14 protein-coding genes are annotated in these 18,793 nt (G+C 68.2%); 9 read left to right on the top strand and 5 right to left on the bottom strand.

The features are described 5' to 3' along the window. Positions 1-48: 48 nt before the first annotated feature. On the top strand, positions 49-819 hold the full coding sequence (locus ACPP3B_RS11585; protein ID WP_424859075.1) for a 3-hydroxybutyrate dehydrogenase: 771 nt from the start codon (positions 49-51) through the stop codon (positions 817-819). 8 nt (positions 820-827) lie between these two features. Here the strand turns inward: ACPP3B_RS11585 and ACPP3B_RS11580 are convergent, their stop codons facing one another. Both ACPP3B_RS11580 and ACPP3B_RS11575 read right to left on the bottom strand, forming a co-directional pair. Beyond that, the gene (locus ACPP3B_RS11580; RefSeq protein WP_424859074.1) at positions 828-1,577 is read right to left on the bottom strand and encodes an SIMPL domain-containing protein; all 750 of its coding nucleotides are present in this window, start codon (positions 1,575-1,577) and stop codon (positions 828-830) included. Positions 1,578-1,596: 19 nt separating this feature from the next. After that, the gene (locus ACPP3B_RS11575; RefSeq protein ID WP_299021438.1) at positions 1,597-2,445 is read right to left on the bottom strand and encodes a sulfite exporter TauE/SafE family protein; all 849 of its coding nucleotides are present in this window, start codon (positions 2,443-2,445) and stop codon (positions 1,597-1,599) included. A gap of 102 nt (positions 2,446-2,547) precedes the next feature. On the opposite strand from ACPP3B_RS11575, the gene ompR reads away from it, so the two are divergent. Together ompR and ACPP3B_RS11565 are read left to right on the top strand one after the other, a co-directional pair. After that, positions 2,548-3,264 (top strand): two-component system response regulator OmpR, encoded by a 717-nt coding sequence (ompR, locus tag ACPP3B_RS11570; protein WP_424859073.1) that lies wholly within the window; start codon positions 2,548-2,550, stop codon positions 3,262-3,264. Beyond that, positions 3,265-4,569 carry an ATP-binding protein gene (locus ACPP3B_RS11565; RefSeq protein ID WP_424859072.1) on the top strand — a complete coding sequence of 435 codons (1,305 nt, stop codon included), beginning with the start codon at positions 3,265-3,267 and terminating at the stop codon, positions 4,567-4,569. Between the two features lie 2 nt (positions 4,570-4,571). Here the strand turns inward: ACPP3B_RS11565 and ispD are convergent, their stop codons facing one another. Then, entirely contained in the window at positions 4,572-5,807 is a 1,236-nt protein-coding gene (ispD, locus tag ACPP3B_RS11560; RefSeq protein ID WP_424859071.1) for a 2-C-methyl-D-erythritol 4-phosphate cytidylyltransferase, read from the bottom strand. Positions 5,808-5,900: 93 nt separating this feature from the next. Between ispD and mfd the strand changes: the two genes are divergently transcribed. Genes mfd through serB form a run of 3 tightly spaced genes read left to right on the top strand, consistent with a single transcriptional unit; the run spans position 5,901 to position 10,773 of the window. Further along, on the top strand, positions 5,901-9,389 hold the full coding sequence (gene mfd, locus ACPP3B_RS11555; RefSeq protein WP_424859070.1) for a transcription-repair coupling factor: 3,489 nt from the start codon (positions 5,901-5,903) through the stop codon (positions 9,387-9,389). Continuing rightward, entirely contained in the window at positions 9,386-10,033 is a 648-nt protein-coding gene (locus ACPP3B_RS11550) for a YitT family protein (protein ID WP_299021421.1), read from the top strand. Before mfd ends, ACPP3B_RS11550 begins: the two co-directional genes overlap by 4 nt. 23 nt (positions 10,034-10,056) lie before the next feature. Next, a complete protein-coding gene (gene serB, locus ACPP3B_RS11545; RefSeq protein WP_424859069.1) occupies positions 10,057-10,773 on the top strand; it encodes a phosphoserine phosphatase SerB in 717 nt (238 codons plus the stop codon). Between the two features lie 21 nt (positions 10,774-10,794). Here the strand turns inward: serB and ACPP3B_RS11540 are convergent, their stop codons facing one another. After that, on the bottom strand, positions 10,795-12,165 hold the full coding sequence (locus ACPP3B_RS11540) for a TrpB-like pyridoxal phosphate-dependent enzyme (RefSeq protein WP_424859068.1): 1,371 nt from the start codon (positions 12,163-12,165) through the stop codon (positions 10,795-10,797). Positions 12,166-12,196: 31 nt separating this feature from the next. Here ACPP3B_RS11540 and ACPP3B_RS11535 point away from each other — a divergent pair, with 31 nt between their 5' ends. From ACPP3B_RS11535 to ACPP3B_RS11525, 3 genes are all read left to right on the top strand, one after another. Next, positions 12,197-12,733 (top strand): redoxin family protein, encoded by a 537-nt coding sequence (locus tag ACPP3B_RS11535; RefSeq protein ID WP_424859067.1) that lies wholly within the window; start codon positions 12,197-12,199, stop codon positions 12,731-12,733. 122 nt (positions 12,734-12,855) lie between these two features. Further along, positions 12,856-16,338 carry a DNA methyltransferase gene (locus ACPP3B_RS11530; RefSeq protein WP_424859066.1) on the top strand — a complete coding sequence of 1,161 codons (3,483 nt, stop codon included), beginning with the start codon at positions 12,856-12,858 and terminating at the stop codon, positions 16,336-16,338. A 52-nt stretch (positions 16,339-16,390) separates the two neighbouring features. Continuing rightward, positions 16,391-17,938: an AAA family ATPase gene (locus ACPP3B_RS11525; protein ID WP_424859065.1), complete on the top strand. Its 1,548-nt coding sequence runs from the start codon at positions 16,391-16,393 to the stop codon at positions 17,936-17,938. 159 nt (positions 17,939-18,097) lie between these two features. On the opposite strand, the gene ACPP3B_RS11520 is transcribed toward ACPP3B_RS11525, so the two are convergent. Beyond that, positions 18,098-18,730, bottom strand: a complete 633-nt coding sequence (locus ACPP3B_RS11520; protein ID WP_299018404.1) for a cation transporter — start codon at positions 18,728-18,730, stop codon at positions 18,098-18,100. Positions 18,731-18,793 lie beyond the last annotated feature (63 nt).

Here is an 18,793-nt window from a genome sequence, read left to right as displayed (position 1 = left end):
CGGATAGGATAATGCGGCCGTCATCGTATCGGAAACGGAGCACGCACCATGCTGAAGGACAAGACCGCCCTCGTCACCGGATCGACCAGCGGTATCGGGCTGGGCATCGCCAAGGCGCTGGCGCGCCAGGGGGCGAACATCGTTCTCAACGGTTTTGGCGACGTCGACCAAGCCTGCGCGGAGGTAGCCGCCCTGGGCGTGGAGGTGTTCTACCACGGGGCGGACATGAGCCGGCCCGCCGACATCGAGGACATGATGCAGGCTGCGGCCGCGCGCTTCGGCCGGGTGGACGTGCTGGTCAACAATGCCGGTATCCAGCACGTGGCACCGATCGAGGCGTTTCCGGTCGAGCGCTGGGACGCGATCATCGCCATCAATCTCAGCAGCGCCTTCCACACCACCCGGCTGGCACTGCCTGCCATGCGCGCGGCCAACTGGGGGCGCATCATCAACGTGGCCTCCGTGCATGGGCTGGTAGCGTCGGTACATAAGTCGGCGTACGTGGCGGCCAAGCACGGCATCGTGGGCCTGACCAAGGTGGTGGCGCTCGAGACCGCGACCACGGGCGTTACCTGCAACGCGATCTGCCCGGGCTGGGTGCTGACGCCGCTGGTACAAAAGCAGGTCGACGCCAAAGCCGCTGCGCTGGGCGTGAGCATCGAGGAGGCCACCCGCCTGCTGCTGGGCGAAAAAGAACCCTCGATGCGCTTTACCACCCCCGAGGAAATAGGCGAGCTGGCGGTATTTTTCTGCTCGCCCGCCGCCGACAACGTGCGCGGGGTGGCATGGAACATGGACGGCGGTTGGCTGGCGCAGTGAGCGCGGCCCTACTCCAGCGCCACGCTGCCCGTCACCGTCAGCTGCAGCCAGGCCAAGCCCGGTTGCAGCGGCAGCGCCTCTGCGCTGGGTGACGCTGCCAGGGTGCGCATGGCGATCGGCTCGCCCGGTGCGGGCAGCGGCGCGGGGTTGACGTGCGCCTCGCGCAGCGTCCAGCCGCGCGCGCCGAATGCCTGCGCCACCTCGTCGGCCTGCTGGCGAAACGCCGCGATGGCCTGCTGGCGTAGCGCGGCCTCGGCGGCGCGCTGGGTGGCCCGTGCCAGCATCATGCGCACCGCCGTCACGGTCAGCCCGGGGGCCTGCTGCGCCAACGCCGCCACTGCCGCCATGTCGCGCCCTTGCAGCGTCAGCTCGGCACTGCCCTGCCAGCCGACGATCTGGCCCTCGCGACCGTAGCGCGGCTGCACACTCATGCCGGCGGTGCTGGCCTCGATCCATTCCGGGCGCAGCTGCGGACGCCACAGGCTCAGCGCCTGCTGCACCGCATCGTTCAACTGATGTTGCACCGTGCGGGCGTCAGCAGCCTGGTGGCGCGCCGACAGCGTCAGCACCACCCAGTCATGGGGCAGCCGCTGCTCCGCTTGCGCGGTCAAATGCACCACCCGTTGGGGCGGCGCGGACAGCCCGTGGGGCTGGTTTTGGGGCTGGGCTTGGGGCTGCGCTTGAGCCGTCACGGCCAGGGAAGCGGTCGTGGCGAGCAGCACGAGCCCGTGGCGAATCAGCGATGAGCACCGTGGCATATCCATCTCCTGATGGTGGTCAACCCAGGCGCCAGCCCAAGGCGCGGGCCAGCATCATGAGTGCGACAACGAAAGTGAGCGCGCCGAACGCGCGGCGCAGCAGGGGGGCAGGCAGGTGCTGCGCCATTTGGCGCCCAGCCAGCAACGCCGCCACTGCCCCCGCGCCAAACGGCAAGGCCACGCTCCAGTCCAGGGCACCGCTGGCCGCTGCCGCTGCCACGCCGCTGGTCGACACGAGGGCGATGACCGTCAGCGAGGTGGCCTGAATACTGCGCAGATCCAAATCAGAGACCCGCTGCAGAGCCGGAATAATGACGAAGCCACCACCGACACCGAACAGACCACTGAGCAGCCCCGCTGTTGCCCCGGTGGCTGCCAGCGCCTGGGCACAACGTCCGGTCCAGCGCAGGCGCCCCTCGTCGGGGTCGAGTCGGCAGGAAATGCCGCCCGGCGCGTCCGCCGCTGCGCCATTGGCGGGCCGCCAACTCCGCCACGACACCCACATGAGCAGCGCGGCAAAGCCCAACAGCAGCGGCGTCGCCGGCAGCCGCGCCGCCAGCCAGACCCCCACGGGGGCCAGCGCCACGCCAAAGGCACCCATGAACCCGGCCGCGCGGTAACGCACGATCCCCTCGCGCAACCCCAGCACCGCAGCCAGCGCTGCGGCCGCGCCAACCGCGATCAGGCCCGTCGGGGCCGCCTGCGGCAGCGGCAGGTGCAGCCCGAACACCAGCAGCGGCACGGCCAAAATGCCCCCACCGGCCCCTGTGAGCGCCATGACCAAGCCGACGGCCGCCCCCAGCGCAACACTGGGCGCGAGGGTCGGGAGGGCCGCAACGACCGTGGCGAGTGAGGCGGTGTCGAGCATGGGATCGGTGCAATGGCGTCTTGTGGTCCGCACGACGGCCCCACAAAGGCGACAGCCGCTATGCTACCGTCTCGTTGTCCCTCGCCGATCGAACCCACGCCGATGAATTTGCGCCGCCCCCACCGTCTCATCATCGTCGACGACGATGCGCGCATCCGCGAGCTGTTGCAGCGCTACCTGCAGCAGGAAGGCTTCGAGGTGCTGCTGGCCGAAAACGGCGAGCGGCTCGATCGCCTGCTGCAGCGCGAAACGCCCGACCTGATCGTGCTCGACCTGATGCTACCTGGCGAGGATGGCCTGTCGATCTGTCGACGCCTGCGCACCGCGGGCGATGCCACGCCCATCATCATGCTCACGGCCAAGGGCGAGGACGTGGACCGCATTGTGGGACTGGAGTTGGGGGCAGATGACTATCTGCCCAAGCCCTTCAACCCGCGCGAGCTGCTGGCGCGCATCCACGCCGTTTTGCGTCGGCGCCCACCCCCGGAGCCGCCTGGCGCCGCCGTGGACAAGGCCGTGGTGCGTTTTGGCCCCTACACGTTCGACCTGGGCCGTCGCAGCCTCACGCGCAACGGCGAGGAAGTCACGCTGACGAGCGGCGAATACGCCATGCTCAAGGCACTGGTGCGGCATCCGCGCCAGCCCATGTCACGCGACAAACTGGCGCAACTGGCCCGCGGGCGCGAGTTCGAACCCTTCGACCGCAGCCTGGACGTGCAGGTATCGCGCCTGCGCAAGCTCATCGAGCCCGACCCGGCCAACCCGCGCTACATCCAAACCGTCTGGGGGGTGGGCTACATGTTCGTGCCGGATGACTGAATGAGCCTGTTCTGGCGCAACTTTCTGCTGCTCGCGGGGCTGCTGCTGCTCAGCGTGTTGGCGTGGTTCCAGGTGTTCCGTACCCTGGAGCAAGAACCGCGCGCGCTGCAAAGCGCGCAGGGGCTGGCGTCGCTGGTGAACCTCACGCGCGCGGCGCTCCTGTATACCGACCCCATCGCCCGGGTGGCGCTGGTCAAAACCCTGGTGGACGAGGAAAACGTGCGCATCGCCGTGCGCGAACCCGAAGACATCCACAGGCCTTTCGAGCCCAACACCTCGGGCCATCGGGTGGCGCAGGCACTCATCGAACGTCTGGGGCCTGGCACCATCGTCGCGCGCGAGGTCAACGGCTTCGACGGCCTGTGGATCGGATTTACCATCGAAGGCCAAAACTATTGGCTGCTGGCCGACCCTTCGCGGCTGGAGGCCGTGGGCGGGCGCACGTGGCTGGCGTGGCTGGCCACGGCGCTGGCGCTGTCGTTGGTGGGAGCGGTGATCATCACGAGGTTGATCAACCAGCCTCTGCAACGGCTGGCGCAGGCCGCCGCGCGCGTGCGCGAGGGGGACTTCGACGGCGCGCGCTTGGACGAGACACTGCCCACGCGTGAAATCGCGGGTGTCAACCGCGCCTTCAACCGTATGGCCGAGCAACTCGCCCGCGCCGACGCCGATCGGCGCCTGATGCTGGCTGGCATCTCGCACGACTTGCGCACGCCGCTGGCACGGCTGCGACTGGAGGTCGAGATGGGCGTGCCGGACGCGCCCACGCGCGAACGCATGGCCAGCGACATCGCCGACGTGGACACCATCATCGGGCAATTTCTGGACTACGCGCGCGAGCGACCGACCGTGCTGGCACCCGTGCCGCTGGCCGCCACCGTGGAGCGCGCCGTGGCCCCCTACCGACCGCGCGACGACGTGCAACTGCACATCCACGTGCCCGAGGGGTTGCAGCCGCTGGCCGACGCCGCGGGCCTGCAGCGGATACTGAGCAACCTGCTGGAAAACGCCGTGCGTCACGGCCGCAGTGCCGACGGATGCGCGGTGATCGACATCGAGGCCACCGCGACCGAGCGCGACATCGCGCTGACGGTGCGCGACCACGGGCCTGGCGTGGACGAGGCGCTGCTGCCGCGGCTGACCGAGCCGTTTTTTCGCGGCGAGAGCGCCCGCACCACGCCCGGCAGTGGATTGGGGCTGGCGATCGTGCGCCGCAGCGCCGAACGCATGGGTGGCACGTGCGAGCTGCGCAACGCCGACGGCGGCGGGCTGGCCGTGACCGTGCGGCTGCCAACGGCTCCCTGACCTCAGCGCTCGCCGCTGCGTTGCACCAACACGACGGCGCGCGCTTCGATGCTCAACCCCTGCCCCACCGGCCCCAGCCGTTCGGCCGTCTTGGCCTTGACGTTGACCGCATCGAGCGGCAAGCCCAAGCAGCGCGCGATGTGGGCCTGCATGGCACTGCGGTGCGGCGCGAGGCGCGGTGCCTGCGCGATCACGGTCGCATCCACGTTGACCGGCTGCCAGCCGCGCGCCCGCACCGCGTCGCACGCGTGCCGCAGCAAGGCCGCCGAATCCGCTCCCGCGAAGCGAACATCGGTGTCGGGAAACCAGGTACCGATATCGCCCAAACCCGCCGCGCCGAGCAAGGCATCGGTGATGGCATGCAGCAGCGCGTCGGCGTCCGAATGCCCCAGCAGCCCCTTGTCATACGGAATCGTCACGCCCCCCAACACCAGGGGGCGGCCTGGCACCAGCGCGTGCACGTCCCACCCCTCACCCACGCGCCAGTCGGGCGCGGGCGGCTGCCCTAGCAGCGACTGCGCCATCGTCACGTCCTCCGGATAAGTGATCTTGACATTGTGCGTGTGGCCGCGCACCAGCAATGGGCGGTGGCCCAGCGCCTCGACCGCGCTGGATTCGTCAGTGATACCGGCGAACCCCTGGGCGCGGTGCGCCTCCAGCGCCCGGCGCAGCAGCCCCAACCGAAACATCTGTGGCGTCTGCGCTAGCCACTTGTCCTCGCGCGGCAGCGTCGCGCGCACCCAGCCCTCGTCGTCGGCCTGCTTGAGCGTGTCGGACAGCGGCACCGCCAGCAGACCACCGACGGGGTCGTCACCACAAGCGGCGATCAAGCGCTCGACGTCCGCTGCGCGCAGCAGGCAGCGCGCCGCATCGTGCACCAGCACCCAGTCGTGGTCGCGCACCCCGGCTTCGGCCAACGCCGCCAGGCCATTGGCCACGCTCTCGGCGCGCGAGGCACCGCCCACACGCCATGCACGCACGCGCTGCCCGTCGCCCACCGTGCTGTCGTCGTCCGGCGCCAGCACCACGGCAATGCCCGCGATCGCGGGCACCGCCGCCAGCGCCGCCAGCGTGTGGTCCAACACCCGGCGCCCCGCCAAGCGGTGATGCTGCTTGGGCGCGCCCAAGCCGGCGCGGCTGCCACTGCCCGCTGCGGGCACCAGGGCGAAACAGCGCGCTGGGGCATCGGCGCGCTCGACTGCCCAAACCGCCGCCGGGGTATGTTCGGTGAGATTCATGCGTGCGATTATCCGATCCGCGTATCCGACCCGCGGACAGGCCGCCCATCGGGCGCGCGTGGCGGCCGCAGCCGCCCTAGAATCGGGCCCCTCATGGATCTGCCCCGCCTGACCCCCGGAAAACGCTTTCAGTCGCCGCGCCCGGCCCCGTCGGCCGACGCGCTGCTGCTGGCCGCGCAGGCCGCCCGCGACCAAGCGGCGGGCCGGCCGACGGCCATCGTCACCGCCGACGCGAGCGACGCCCAGCGCCTGCTGGCCGAGCTGCCGTTTTTCGAGCCATCGCTGCGCTGCGCGCTCTTTCCCGACTGGGAAACGCTGCCCTACGACACCTTCTCGCCGCACCAGGACTTGATCTCGGAGCGGCTGGCCACGCTGTGGCGCATTCAGCAGCGCCGCGCCGACGACGGCGCCGATGTCATCCTCATCCCGGCCACCACGGCGCTGTACCGACTGGCGCCGCCGTCGTTTCTGGCCGCCTACACCTTTCATTTCAAAACGGGCCAAAAGCTCGACGAGGCGCGGCTGCGCGCGCAACTCACACTGGCGGGCTACCAGCACGTGGCCCAGGTGGTCAGTCCGGGCGAATACGCGGTGCGCGGTGGCCTGATCGACCTTTTTCCCATGGGCTCGCCCATGCCGTACCGGGTCGATCTGTTCGACGACGAGATCGACTCGATCCGCACCTTCGACCCCGACAGCCAGCGCAGCCTGTACCCCGTGCCGGAGGTGCGGCTGCTGCCTGGGCGCGAGTTTCCGATGGACGAGGCGGCGCGCGCCCGCTTTCGCGCCCGCTGGCGCGAGCTGCTCGACGGCGACCCGACCAAGAGCCGGCTCTACAAAGACATCGGCAACGGCGTCGCCAGCGCGGGCATCGAGTACTACCTGCCGCTTTTTTTCGAGGAGACGGCCACCGTCTTCGACTACCTGGGGCCCGATGCAACGCTGGTGCTGCACGGCGACCTGGAAGACGCATTCCAGCGCTTTTGGCAGGACACGCGCGAGCGCTACCGCCTGGTGCAGGGCGACCCCGAGCGGCCCGTGCTGCCGCCCGAGGCGCTGTTTCTGGACGCCGAGGGCTTCTACGCCCGCGCCAAACCCTACGCGCAATGGGCGCTTCGTCCGGCTGCGGCCGAGGAGGCGCTCAGCGCGTGGTCGGGCGTGATCGGGGCGCTGCCGGATTTGACGGCCCAGCGCGGCGCCGACGACCCGCTGCAGCGGCTGCACGCCCACCTGCAGCGCACCCCGGCGCGTGTGCTCATCCTAGCCGACAGTGACGGACGGCGCGAGAGCCTGCTCGACCTGCTGCGCGCCAGCCGCTTGAGCCCGCCCGTGTTCGACGATCTGGCCGCGTTTCGTGCCAGCGGCGAGCGCTTCGGCATCACGACCGGGCCGCTGGCGGCAGGGTTTGCCTGGACAGAAGCGGGCATCGAGCTGGTCACGGAGACCGAGCTGTTCGCCGCCAGCCCCAGCGTGCGCCGACGCCGCAAGCAGGAGCAAGCCAGCGACGTCGAGGCGCTCATCAAAGACCTGAGCGAGCTGCAAATCGGTGACCCCGTGGTGCACGCGCAGCATGGCATTGGCCGCTATCGGGGACTGGTCAATCTGGATCTGGGCGAGAAGAACCCCGACGGCAGCCCCGCGCTGCAAGAATTTTTGCACCTGGAGTACGCGCAGCAAGCCACGCTGTACGTGCCGGTGTCGCAACTGCACCTGATTAGCCGCTACACGGGCGTCAGCGCCGACGAGGCCCCGCTGCACCGCCTGGGCAGCGGCCAGTGGGACAAAGCCCGGCGCAAGGCGGCCGAGCAAGTGCGCGACACTGCCGCCGAGCTGCTGGACGTCTACGCCCGACGCGCGGCCCGGCAGGGATACGCCTTTCGCTTCGACGCACAAGCGTATGAGGCATTCGCCAACGACTTCGGCTTCGAGGAAACGCCCGATCAGCGCGCAGCCATCCATGCGGTCATCCAAGACATGATCAGCCCGCGCCCGATGGACCGGCTGGTGTGTGGGGACGTGGGGTTTGGCAAGACCGAGGTGGCGCTGCGCGCGGCGTTCGTCGCCGTCATGGGCGGCAAACAGGTGGCCATGCTGGCCCCCACCACGCTGTTGGCCGAGCAGCACTATCAAACGCTGGTGGAGCGCTTTGCCAAGTGGCCGGTACGCATCGCCGAGATGAGCCGCTTTCGCACGGCCAAAGAAATCACTGCTGCCCTCCAAGGACTGGAAAACGGCAGCATCGACATCGTGGTGGGCACGCACAAGCTGCTGAGTGAGAAAACGAAGTTCAAAAACCTGGGCCTGCTCATCATCGACGAGGAGCACCGCTTTGGCGTGCGGCACAAAGAAGCGATCAAGGCTCTGCGCGCCGAGGTGGACGTACTCACGCTGACCGCCACCCCCATCCCGCGCACGCTGGGCATGGCGCTGGAGGGCCTGCGCGACTTGTCCGTGATTGCCACCGCGCCGCAGCGGCGGCTGGCCATCAAGACCTTCGTGCGCGAAGAAAACCCCGGCGTCATCCGCGAGGCGGTGCTGCGCGAGTTCAAGCGCGGCGGGCAGGTGTACTTCCTGCACAACGAGGTGGAGACGATCGAAAACCGCCGCGCCAAGCTGGAGCAACTGCTGCCGCAGGCGCGCATCGCCATCGCCCACGGCCAGATGCCCGAGCGCGAACTCGAGCGCGTCATGCGTGACTTCGTGGCGCAGCGCTTCAACCTGCTGCTGTGCTCGACCATCATCGAAACGGGCATCGACGTGCCCACGGCCAACACCATCATCATCGCGCGCGCCGACAAATTTGGCTTGGCACAGTTGCACCAACTGCGCGGCCGGGTCGGACGCAGCCACCACCAGGCCTACGCCTACCTGCTGGTGCCCGACATCGAGGCCCTGACCAAGCAGGCCGCGCAACGGCTGGAAGCCATCCAACAGATGGAGGAGCTGGGCAGCGGCTTCTATTTGGCCATGCACGACCTGGAAATCCGTGGTGCGGGGGAAGTGCTGGGCGATGCGCAAAGCGGCAATATCACCGAAATCGGCTTTCAGCTCTACAACGAGATGCTGGCCGAGGCGGTGCGCAGCCTGCGCGAGGGCAAGGAGCCCGACCTGCTCAAACCCCTGGCCGTCGCCACCGATATCAACCTGCACGCCCCCGCGTTGCTGCCGCAAGACTACTGCGGCGACGTGCACCTGCGGCTGAGCTTTTACAAAAAGCTGGCGTCGGCCAAAAACGCCGACCAGCTCGAACGCCTGGTGGAGGAAATCGTCGACCGTTTTGGCAAGCTGCCCCCGGCCGCACAAAACCTGATCGAGGTGCACCGGCTGCGCGTGCTGGCCGAGCGCTATGGCGTGCTCAAGATCGACGCTGCGCCCACGCACATCCTCATCACCTTCCGGCCTCAGCCCCCCATCGACCCGATGCGCATCATCGAGCTGATCCAGAAGAACCGCCACATCAAGCTGGCGGGCAACGAGCGGCTCAAGATCGAACGCGCCCTGCCCGACCCGGCGGCGCGCGCGCAGCTGGCGCGTGACGTGCTGCGTTCGCTGGGCCAGCCGCTGGAGGCGACCACGGCATGAAGCCCACCGCGCCACCACCCTCTGATGCAACCCACGGCCTGCCCTTTCCGGTGCAGCGCCACACCTGGCTGGATGACGCACAAGCTCTGCTCACCGGCACCCTGCTCGTGGCCCTCGGTCTGGTGCTGTTTCGCCACGCCGGCTTGGTCACTGGCGGCACGGTAGGGCTAGCTTTTCTGGCGCACTACGCCAGCGGGCTGCCGTTTGGCCCGCTGGTGTTTGCCATCAACCTGCCGTTCTACGCGCTGGCCTGGGTACGCATGGGCACCGCGTTCACGCTCAAGACCGTACTGGCTGTCGCCCTGCTGGGGGCGCTGACCGAGGCCATGCCGCACTGGATCGGGCTGCGACATGTGCACCCAGTGTTTGCCGCGGTGGCGGGCGGCCTGCTGGTGGGCGTGGGCTTCATCATTCTGTTTCGCCACCGCGCCAGCCTGGGTGGCTTCAATACCCTGGTGCTGTGGCTGCAAGAGCGCTTTGGCTGGCGCGCGGGCGTGGTGCAACTGGGCATCGATGGGGCCATTTTGCTTGCCTCTTGGCCACTGCTCGACGCCCCGCGCCTGGCACTGTCGGTGCTGGCCGCGGCGCTGATGAACGTGACGCTCGCCATCAACCACCGCCCCGGGCGCTACGTCGCCTTTTGAACCCTGTATCCTGACACCCCACCATGACCGACCGCACCGAAATTGCCCCCGGCCTGAGCGTGCGGGGCATCACCCCGCCCCTGCGTCTGCGCGACTTCAAGCTCATTGCCTTCGACATGGACTCCACGCTCATCAACATCGAGTGCGTGGACGAAATCGCCGATGCCGCGGGGCGCAAGGCCGAAGTCGCCGCCATTACCGAGGCGGCCATGCGCGGCGAAATCTCCGACTACAAGGAAAGCCTGCGCCGCCGCGTGGCGCTGCTCGCGGGCGTGTCGGTCGAGCATCTGGAGCACGTCTACCGCCAACGCCTCAAACTCAACCCCGGCGCGGCCGACCTCGTGCTCGCTTGCAAAGGCGCAGGGTTGAAAGTGCTGCTCGTCAGCGGGGGCTTTACCTTCTTCACCGACCGGCTGCGTGAGCGGCTGGCGCTGGACTTTGCGCGCAGCAACCGGCTCGAAATCGTCGATGGCCGCCTCACCGGGCGGCTGCTCGATCAACACTGGGGTGACATCTGCGACGGCGCACAGAAGCGCCACACCCTGCTGCAGGCGTGCGACCTGATCGGCTGCACACCGCAACAGGCCATCGCCATGGGCGATGGCGCCAACGACCTGGAAATGATGGCCGCCGCTGGCCTGTCAGTGGCCTACCGCGCCAAGCCCAAGGTGCGCGAGCTCGCCCATGTGGCCATCGACATGGGCGGGCTGGATCGCTTGCTAGAGGTCGTTCGAGCTTGATCCAGCCGCCCGCACACGCCTTCAGACCGGCTCAGGCACACTGGGCAGCCCCGACAACGCCATCGCCAGCTCGCGCTCGTCGTAGGTTTCGTCCTTCAGCTCACCCGCGAAATATTTCTGGTACGCCGCCATATCGAAGTGACCATGCCCGCATAGGTTGAACAGAATCGTTTCGCTGCGCCCCTCGCGCTTACAGCGCAACGCTTCCTCGATCGCACCCTTGACGGCGTGGTTGGCCTCCGGTGCCGGCACGATCCCTTCAGCGCGTGCAAACAGCACGCCCGCCTCGAAACACTGGGTCTGGGTGTAGGCCACGGCCTCGATCAAGCCCAGCTCCTTGAGGTGTGACACCAGCGGTGCCATACCGTGGTAGCGTAGCCCGCCCGCATGAAACGGCGGCGGCGTGAAAGTCGAGCCGAGCGTGTGCATTTTGGTCAGCGGCGTCAGGTGCGCAGTGTCGCCAAAGTCATAGGCGTACTTGCCGCGTGTCAGTGACGGACACGCCGCCGGCTCCACCGCCACCACGCGCGGCTTGGCCCCACCGCGCAGGCCGTGACCAATGAACGGGAATGCAATGCCCGCAAAATTGCTGCCGCCACCGGTCGCGCCGACGATCACGTCCGGCCAGGCATCGGCCATTTGCAGCTGCTCCATCGCCTCCAGCCCGATCACGGTTTGGTGCAGCAGCACGTGGTTGAGTACCGACCCCAGCGCGTACTTGGTGTCGTCGCGCTGCGCGGCCAGCTCCACCGCTTCGGAGATGGCGATGCCCAGGCTGCCCGGGTGGTCGGGCCGCTGCGCCAGCACGCGCCGGCCGTACTCGGTCTCGGTCGACGGCGACGGCAAGCAGCGCGCGCCGTAGGTCTCCATCACCGCGCGGCGATACGGCTTTTGGTCGTAGCTAACCCGGACTTGGAATACCAGCACCTCCAGCCCGAAGAGCTGCCCCGCAAACGACAGCGACGTACCCCACTGGCCCGCGCCGGTCTCGGTGGTCAGCCGCTTGGTGCCCGCCTGCGCGTTATAGAACGCCTGCGGCACGGCAGTGTTGGGCTTGTGGCTGCCCGCGGGGCTGACGCCCTCGTACTTGTAGAAAATCTTGGCGGGCGTGCCGAGCGCCTTTTCCAGCCGGTGTGCCCGGTACAGCGGGGCTGGGCGCCACAGACGGTAAATCTCGCGTACCGGCTCGGGGATTTCGATCTCGCGCTCGGTGCTGACCTCTTGCAGAATCAGCTCCATCGGAAACAGCGGTGCCAGATCATCCGGGCCGACGGGTTGCAGCGTGCCCGGGTGCAGCACGGGCGGCGGTGCCTTGGGCAGATCGGCCGCAATGTTGTACCAGAACTTCGGCAACTGGGCCTCGTCGAGCAAATACTTGGTGGGCGTGGTCATGGGGTCTCCTCGGATGCCCTCACAATGTAGCATGCGTCGTACCCTCAAAACCTTACGCGAACTGGCGCTGACCGTGGTCATCGCACTGGCCGTTTTTCTGGGCGCGCAAGCGTGGCAAACACGCGACACGCCCGAGCGCTGGCAGCACGACGGCCTGCTGAGCTGGGTACAACCGGACGGCACCCGCGGCAGCGGCACTTGGCAGGACCTGCGGGCACAGACTGGCATCGCACCCGACGCCCCGCTGGCACTGCACGTCTGGGCCACGTGGTGCAGCATCTGCCGGGCCGAAGAAGGCACCATCACCGACCTGTCGCGAGACCACCCCGTCGTCACCCTGGCCACGCGATCGGGGGACGCCGCCACCGTGCAGGCCTATCTGCGCCAGCGCGGCTTGCCGTGGGTGGCAGTGCTCGACCCCGATGGCCGCATCGCCGCCCAGCACGGCTGGCGCGCCGTGCCCGTGTTCAGCGTGCTCGCCCCCGACGGCACGCTGCGCCACACCACCGTGGGCTACACCACCGGCTGGGGCATGCGGCTGCGCCTGTGGTGGGCGGGGCGCGTGTAACGCTTCGCCGACAACAGCTTGACCAACGTCGCCACTGCGCCTACAGCCACCACCGGCATGGTGTCGAGCGGCGCTACACTGCCACGCCATGTCGCTGCAGTACCGCCCCCGACCGACGGCAGATGAACGCCCCCGCCACCGACCCCATCGTCGCCTTCATCGCCCGCTGGCGTGATGCCAGCGGCAGCGAGCGCGCCAACTACCAACTTTTCCTCACGGAACTGACCGAAGCGCTCGACCTGCCCCGACCACAGCCGGCCACCGGCCAGGCGCGCGACGATGCCTACGTGTTCGAGCGCCGGGTGGACATCGCGCACGCCGATGGCAGCGTGACGCACGGCTTCATCGACCTATACCGGCGCGGCTGCTTCGTGCTGGAGGCCAAGCAAACCGGGCTGGACTTGGACAGCGGCGGCTGGGACCGTGCCATGCTGCGCGCGCACGCCCAAGCCGACGCCTACGCCCGCGCGCTGCCGGCCGACGAGGGCCGCCCACCCTTCATCGTGGTGGTGGACGTGGGCCGCTCCATCGAGCTGTACGCCGATTTTTCGCGCAGCGGCGCCACCTATGTTCCCTACCCCGACCCGGCGCACCACCGCATCCGGCTGGCCGACCTGCACCACGACGCCATCCGCCAGCGCCTGCGGCTGCTCTGGCTGGAGCCGCTCAAACTCGACCCCAGCCGCGAAGCCGCCCGCGTCACCCGCGCCATTGCCGACCAACTCGCTCGCCTGGCCAAGTCCCTGGAAGCCCAGGGCCACGCCCCGCAGCGCGTGGCGCACTTCCTCATGCGGGCGCTTTTTTGCATGTTTGCCGAAGACGTCGGCCTGCTCCCCCAGCAAGACGGCGTGGGCGCCTTCACCGGGCTGCTGCACAGCGTGCGCGATCGACCCGACGCCTTCGTCCCCGCCCTGCAACTGTTCTGGCAAACCATGAACCACGGCGGGTTCGATGGCCGGCTGCTCGCCCCCATCCGGCGCTTCAACGGCGGCCTCTTTGCCCACCCGGACGTCATCGCGCTGACACCCGAACAAATCGACCTGCTGCTGCAAGCCGCGCGCGCCGACTGGCGCCAGGTCGAACCCGCCATCTTCGGCACCTTGCTCGAGCGCGCGCTCGACCCCGCCGAGCGTCACGCGCTGGGGGCGCACTACACCCCGCGCGCCTACGTCGAGCGGCTGGTGTTGCCCACCCTCATCGACCCCCTGCGCGCCGAGTGGCAGACCGTGCAAGTGGTCGCCAGCGCCGCCTTGCAGCAAGGCAAGCCGCAGCAGGCCATCGCCGAAGTGCGCGCCTTTCACCACCGCCTGTGCCACACGCGCGTGCTCGACCCCGCCTGCGGCAGCGGCAACTTCCTCTACGTGGCGCTGGAGCACATGAAGCGCCTGGAGGGCGAAGTGCTCAACCTGTTGGCCGACCTGGGCGACACCCAAGGGCGGCTGGAGATGGCCGGCCTCACCGTGGATCCGCACCAATTCTTGGGGCTGGAGGTCAACCCACGCGCCGCCGCCATTGCCGAGATGGTGCTCTGGATCGGCTACCTGCAATGGCACTACCGCATCCACAAGAGCCTGGACAGCCTGCCCGACCCGGTGCTGCGCGACTTTCACAACATCGAACACCGCGACGCGCTGCTGGCCTACGACCGGGTGGAGCTCGAAACCGACGAGGCGGGCCGGCCACTGACGCGCTGGGACGGCCGCACCACCAAACCCCACCCCGTCACCGGCGAGCCGGTGCCCGATGAGACCGCCCGCGTGCCCATCGAGCGCTATGTCAACCCGCGTCCGGCTACCTGGCCTGAGGCTGACTTTATCCTCGGCAACCCGCCGTTCATCGGCGCGGCCAACCTGCGCCGCGCCCTTGGTGATGGCTATGTGGAGGCACTGCGCCGCACCTGGCCCGACGTGCCCGAATCCGCCGACTTCGTCATGTACTGGTGGCACATCGCCGCGCTCGCCGTGCGCGAGGGCCGCGCGCGGCGCTTTGGCTTCATCACCACCAACAGCCTGCGCCAGACCTTCAACCGCCGCGTCGTCGAAGCCCATCTGAAGGCGGCGCCAAACCCGCTGCAATTGGCCTTTGCCATCCCCGACCACCCCTGGGTGGATGCCGCCGACGGTGCCGCCGTGCGCATTGCCATGACCGTGGGCAGCCGCGATGCGGGGGAGGGCCTGTTGCAGACCGTGATCGCCGAGCGCGAAACCGGCGAGGATGCGCTCGACGTCACCCTCGCCGCCCGCGAAGGCCGCATCCATGCCGACCTCACCATTGGCGCGGATGTGGCGGGGGCGGTGCCGTTGCGAGCGAACGCAAACATCGCTTCGCGTGGCGTTCAGTTGATAGGCGCAGGCTTCATCGTCACCCCCGAGCAGGCCGCAGGCTTGGGGCTGGGCCGGGAGACGGGACTCGATCGTGTGATCCGCCCCTACCGCAATGGCCGCGACCTGACCGACAAGCCGCGCGGCGTCATGGTCATCGACCTATTCGGCCTCACCGCTGACGAGGTGCGGGAACGCCACCCGGCGATCTACCAGTGGGTATTCGAGCGGGTCAAGCCCGAGCGCGACCAGAACAACCGCGCCAGCTACCGCCAGAACTGGTGGATTTTTGGCGAGCCGCGGCGCGAGTGGCGTGCCATGTCGGCCCCTCTGCCCCGCTACATCGCCACCGTCGAAACCGCCAAGCACCGCTTCTTTCAATTCCTCGACGCCGCCATCTTGCCGGACAACATGCTGGTCAACATCGCCAGCGACGACGCCTTCCACCTGGGCGTGCTCTCCTCGCGGGTGCACGCCGCCTGGGCGCTGGCGACGGGCGGCACCTTGGAAGATCGGCCACGCTACAACAAAACCCGCTGCTTCGAAACCTTCCCCTTCCCCGATGCCGACACCGGCCTGACCGACGCGCTGCGCGCGCGCATCCGTCACCACGCCGAGGCCATCGACGCGCACCGCAAGCGCGTGCTCGCCGCGCATGCCGAGCTCACCCTCACCGGCCTCTACAACGTGCTGGAAGCGCTGCGCGCGGGCCAGCCCCTGACCCCCAAGGAGCAAGCGGTGCATCAGGCCGGGCTGGTGTCGGTGCTGGCCTCCTTGCACGACGAGCTGGACGAGGCGGTGCTGGCCGCCTACGGCTGGAGCGATCTGGCCGCGCCCCTGGTGGGCCGCCCCGGTGCCACCACGCCGCTGCCGGACAAGCCGCCCGAACAGGCCGCCGCCGAGGAGGAGCTCCTGGCGCGGCTTGTCGCCTGCAATGCGCGCCGCGCCGCCGAAGAGGCGCAAGGCCACGTGCGCTGGTTGCGCCCCGCCTACCAACACCCACACGGCCAAGCCGCCGTGCAAACCACGGTGGCGCTGGACGGCACCGACGAAGCCGCGCCAGCCGCAGGCCCCAGCGCCACCGGGCCGCTGCCCTGGCCCCAGGCACTGCGCGAGCAAATCGCCGCGGTGCGGGCCGCGCTGGGTCCCACCCCGCAACCCGCAGCCACCCTGGCGGCGCGCTTCGTGCGCCGCCCACTGCCAGCGGTCGAAGCGGTACTGGCCGCGCTGGCCGATCTGGGCCTGGCTGTGCAAACCCCCGAGGGCTGGCGCGCGGGGTCGTGAGGGGGGCGACCATCTCGATGCCAAAGGCCGACGGCAACCGATAATCCACGCCATGAAGCGCAAGAAGCTGCCCATCGGCATCCAGACCTTCCGCGACATCCGCGAAGGGGGCTACTACTACGTCGACAAGACCGCGTTTGCGCACCGGCTGGCCACCACAGGCAAGTACTACTTCCTCTCGCGCCCGCGGCGCTTCGGCAAGTCGCTCTTTCTGGATACGCTCGCTGAACTCTTCGCGGGCAACGAACCCCTCTTTCGCGGGCTGTACTGCCACGACAAGTGGGATTGGGCGAAGAAACACCCGGTCATTCGCATCAGCTTCGCCGAAGGGCGGCTGGAGAGCCGAGAGCAACTGGATGAGCGCATCCGCGAACTGCTCGACAACCACCAGCGCTCCCTTGGAATCCACTGCGAGCACCGCTCCATCCCGGGCTGCTTCGGCGAGCTCATCGAGCGGGCCACGCAAAAATACGGCCAACGCGCCGTCGTCCTGGTCGATGAATACGACAAGCCCATCCTCGACAACCTCACCGACCCGGAAGTGGCCCGCGCCATGCGCGAGGGCTTGCGCAACCTCTACTCGGTCATCAAGGGGCAAGACGCGCACATCCAGTTCGCCTTCCTGACCGGTGTGTCCAAGTTCAGCAAGGTCTCGATCTTCTCGGGGCTGAACAACCTGCGCGACATCACCGTCTCGGCGGAATACTCGGCCATCTGTGGCTATACGGAAGCAGACGTCGATACCGTCTTCTCGCCGGAACTGGAAGGACTCGACCGCCAGGCCATCCGCGACTGGTACAACGGCTACAACTGGTTGGGGGATTCGGTCTACAACCCCTTCGATCTATTGCTGTTCTTCCAGGAACGCGTCTTTCGCCCCTACTGGTTCGAGACGGGCACGCCCACGTTTCTCATTGACGTGTTGACGCAGCGGCGCTTCTTCACCCCACGCCTGGAAAAGGTCTTCGCCTCCGAAGCGCTGCTGTCGGCCTTCGACGTGGAGCGCCTGGCGCCGGAGGCGCTGCTGTGGCAGACGGGTTATCTCACCTTTCATGGGCAGCGGCAGGTCGGGGCGCGGATCGAATACCAACTGAGCTACCCGAACCTGGAGGTGGAAGCCAGTCTCAACGATGCGCTGCTCAAGGGGCTGATGGGCGATGAATCGCAGGCCGAAGCGGTGACGAGCCGTCTCTATGCGGTGTTGCAAGAGGGGGCGCTCGATGAGCTGCACCGGCACATCGACAGCCTCTACGCCGCCATCCCGCACGACTGGTACCGCAACAACCCCATCGCGCAGTACGAGGGCTACTGGGCCAGCGTCTTCTACAGCCACATCGCAGCACTCGGGCTGGATTTGATCGCCGAAGACGTGACGAGCCAGGGCCGCATCGATCTGACGGTGAAGCTCCCGGAGCGCATCTACCTGTTCGAGTTCAAAGTGGTCGAGCTCGAACCGGAAGGCAAGGCCCTCGCGCAACTGAAAACCAAAGACTACGCCGCCAAATACCGCGCCGCGGGCGTGCCCATCCACTTGGTGGGCATCGAGTTCAGCCGGGACAGCCGCCGCGTGGTGGGGTTGGAGGTGGAAACGCTGGCATGACGCACGAAGGGGCGCGGGATCGGCGGTCACCCATGAATGGATATGGCCACAGCGGTTGCTCGAATGAAGATTTCAAAGGCCACCGCTGACGGTCAATCATCATCCGGGACGGGACAGCTATCGTCGATCGGTGTCATCGGCAGGGGCACACCGCGCCGCTCATCGAGATGCGGCAACGGCTTGCAACTCGACACGCGCTTGCCGCAGAACGCTCCAAGCGGCGCTGAGCGCCAAAGCGCCCATGATCGAGGCCACCGCCACGTCGGGCCAGCCCTGGCCGGTGCCAAAGACACCCAGCGCCGCCGCCATCACGGCCACGTTGCCGATGGCATCGTTGCGGCTACACAGCCACACCGAGCGCATATTGGCGTCGCCCTCGCGCCAAGCATAGAGCATCACCGCCACCGACACGTTGGCCAGCAGCGCCAAGGCGCCCACGACGCCCATCGTCAACGGCTCGGGCACCCCGCCGGTGGCGATCGTCCACGCCGCCCGGGCCAGGACGAACACCCCAAATGCGCCCATGGTCAGGCCCTTGAGCGCCGCCGCCCGCGCCCGCCACGCCAGCGACAGGCCCAGCACCGCCAGTGACACGCCGTAGTTGGCCGCATCGCCAAAGAAGTCGATCGCGTCCGCCAGCAGCGACACCGACCCCGCGCGCCAGCCACTGACCAACTCGACGACGAACATCGCCGCGTTGATCCACAATGCCGCCCAGAGGATACGGCGATAGCGAGGATTGGCCGTCGCCGCTGGCGCGGCGCATCCGGTTTCACAGCACGAATGACTCATTTCGATAGCCCCCCAAAAGTTTGGACGATCCGATTGGAAACCTTGTAGCCACTTCAGGGTCAA

This window comes from Tepidimonas sp. HKU77, from assembly GCF_049728535.1.
Lineage (GTDB): Bacteria > Pseudomonadota > Gammaproteobacteria > Burkholderiales > Burkholderiaceae_C > Tepidimonas.
Note: the sequence above shows the minus strand (reverse complement) of the source record. Positions and strands in the feature narration are given on the sequence as shown.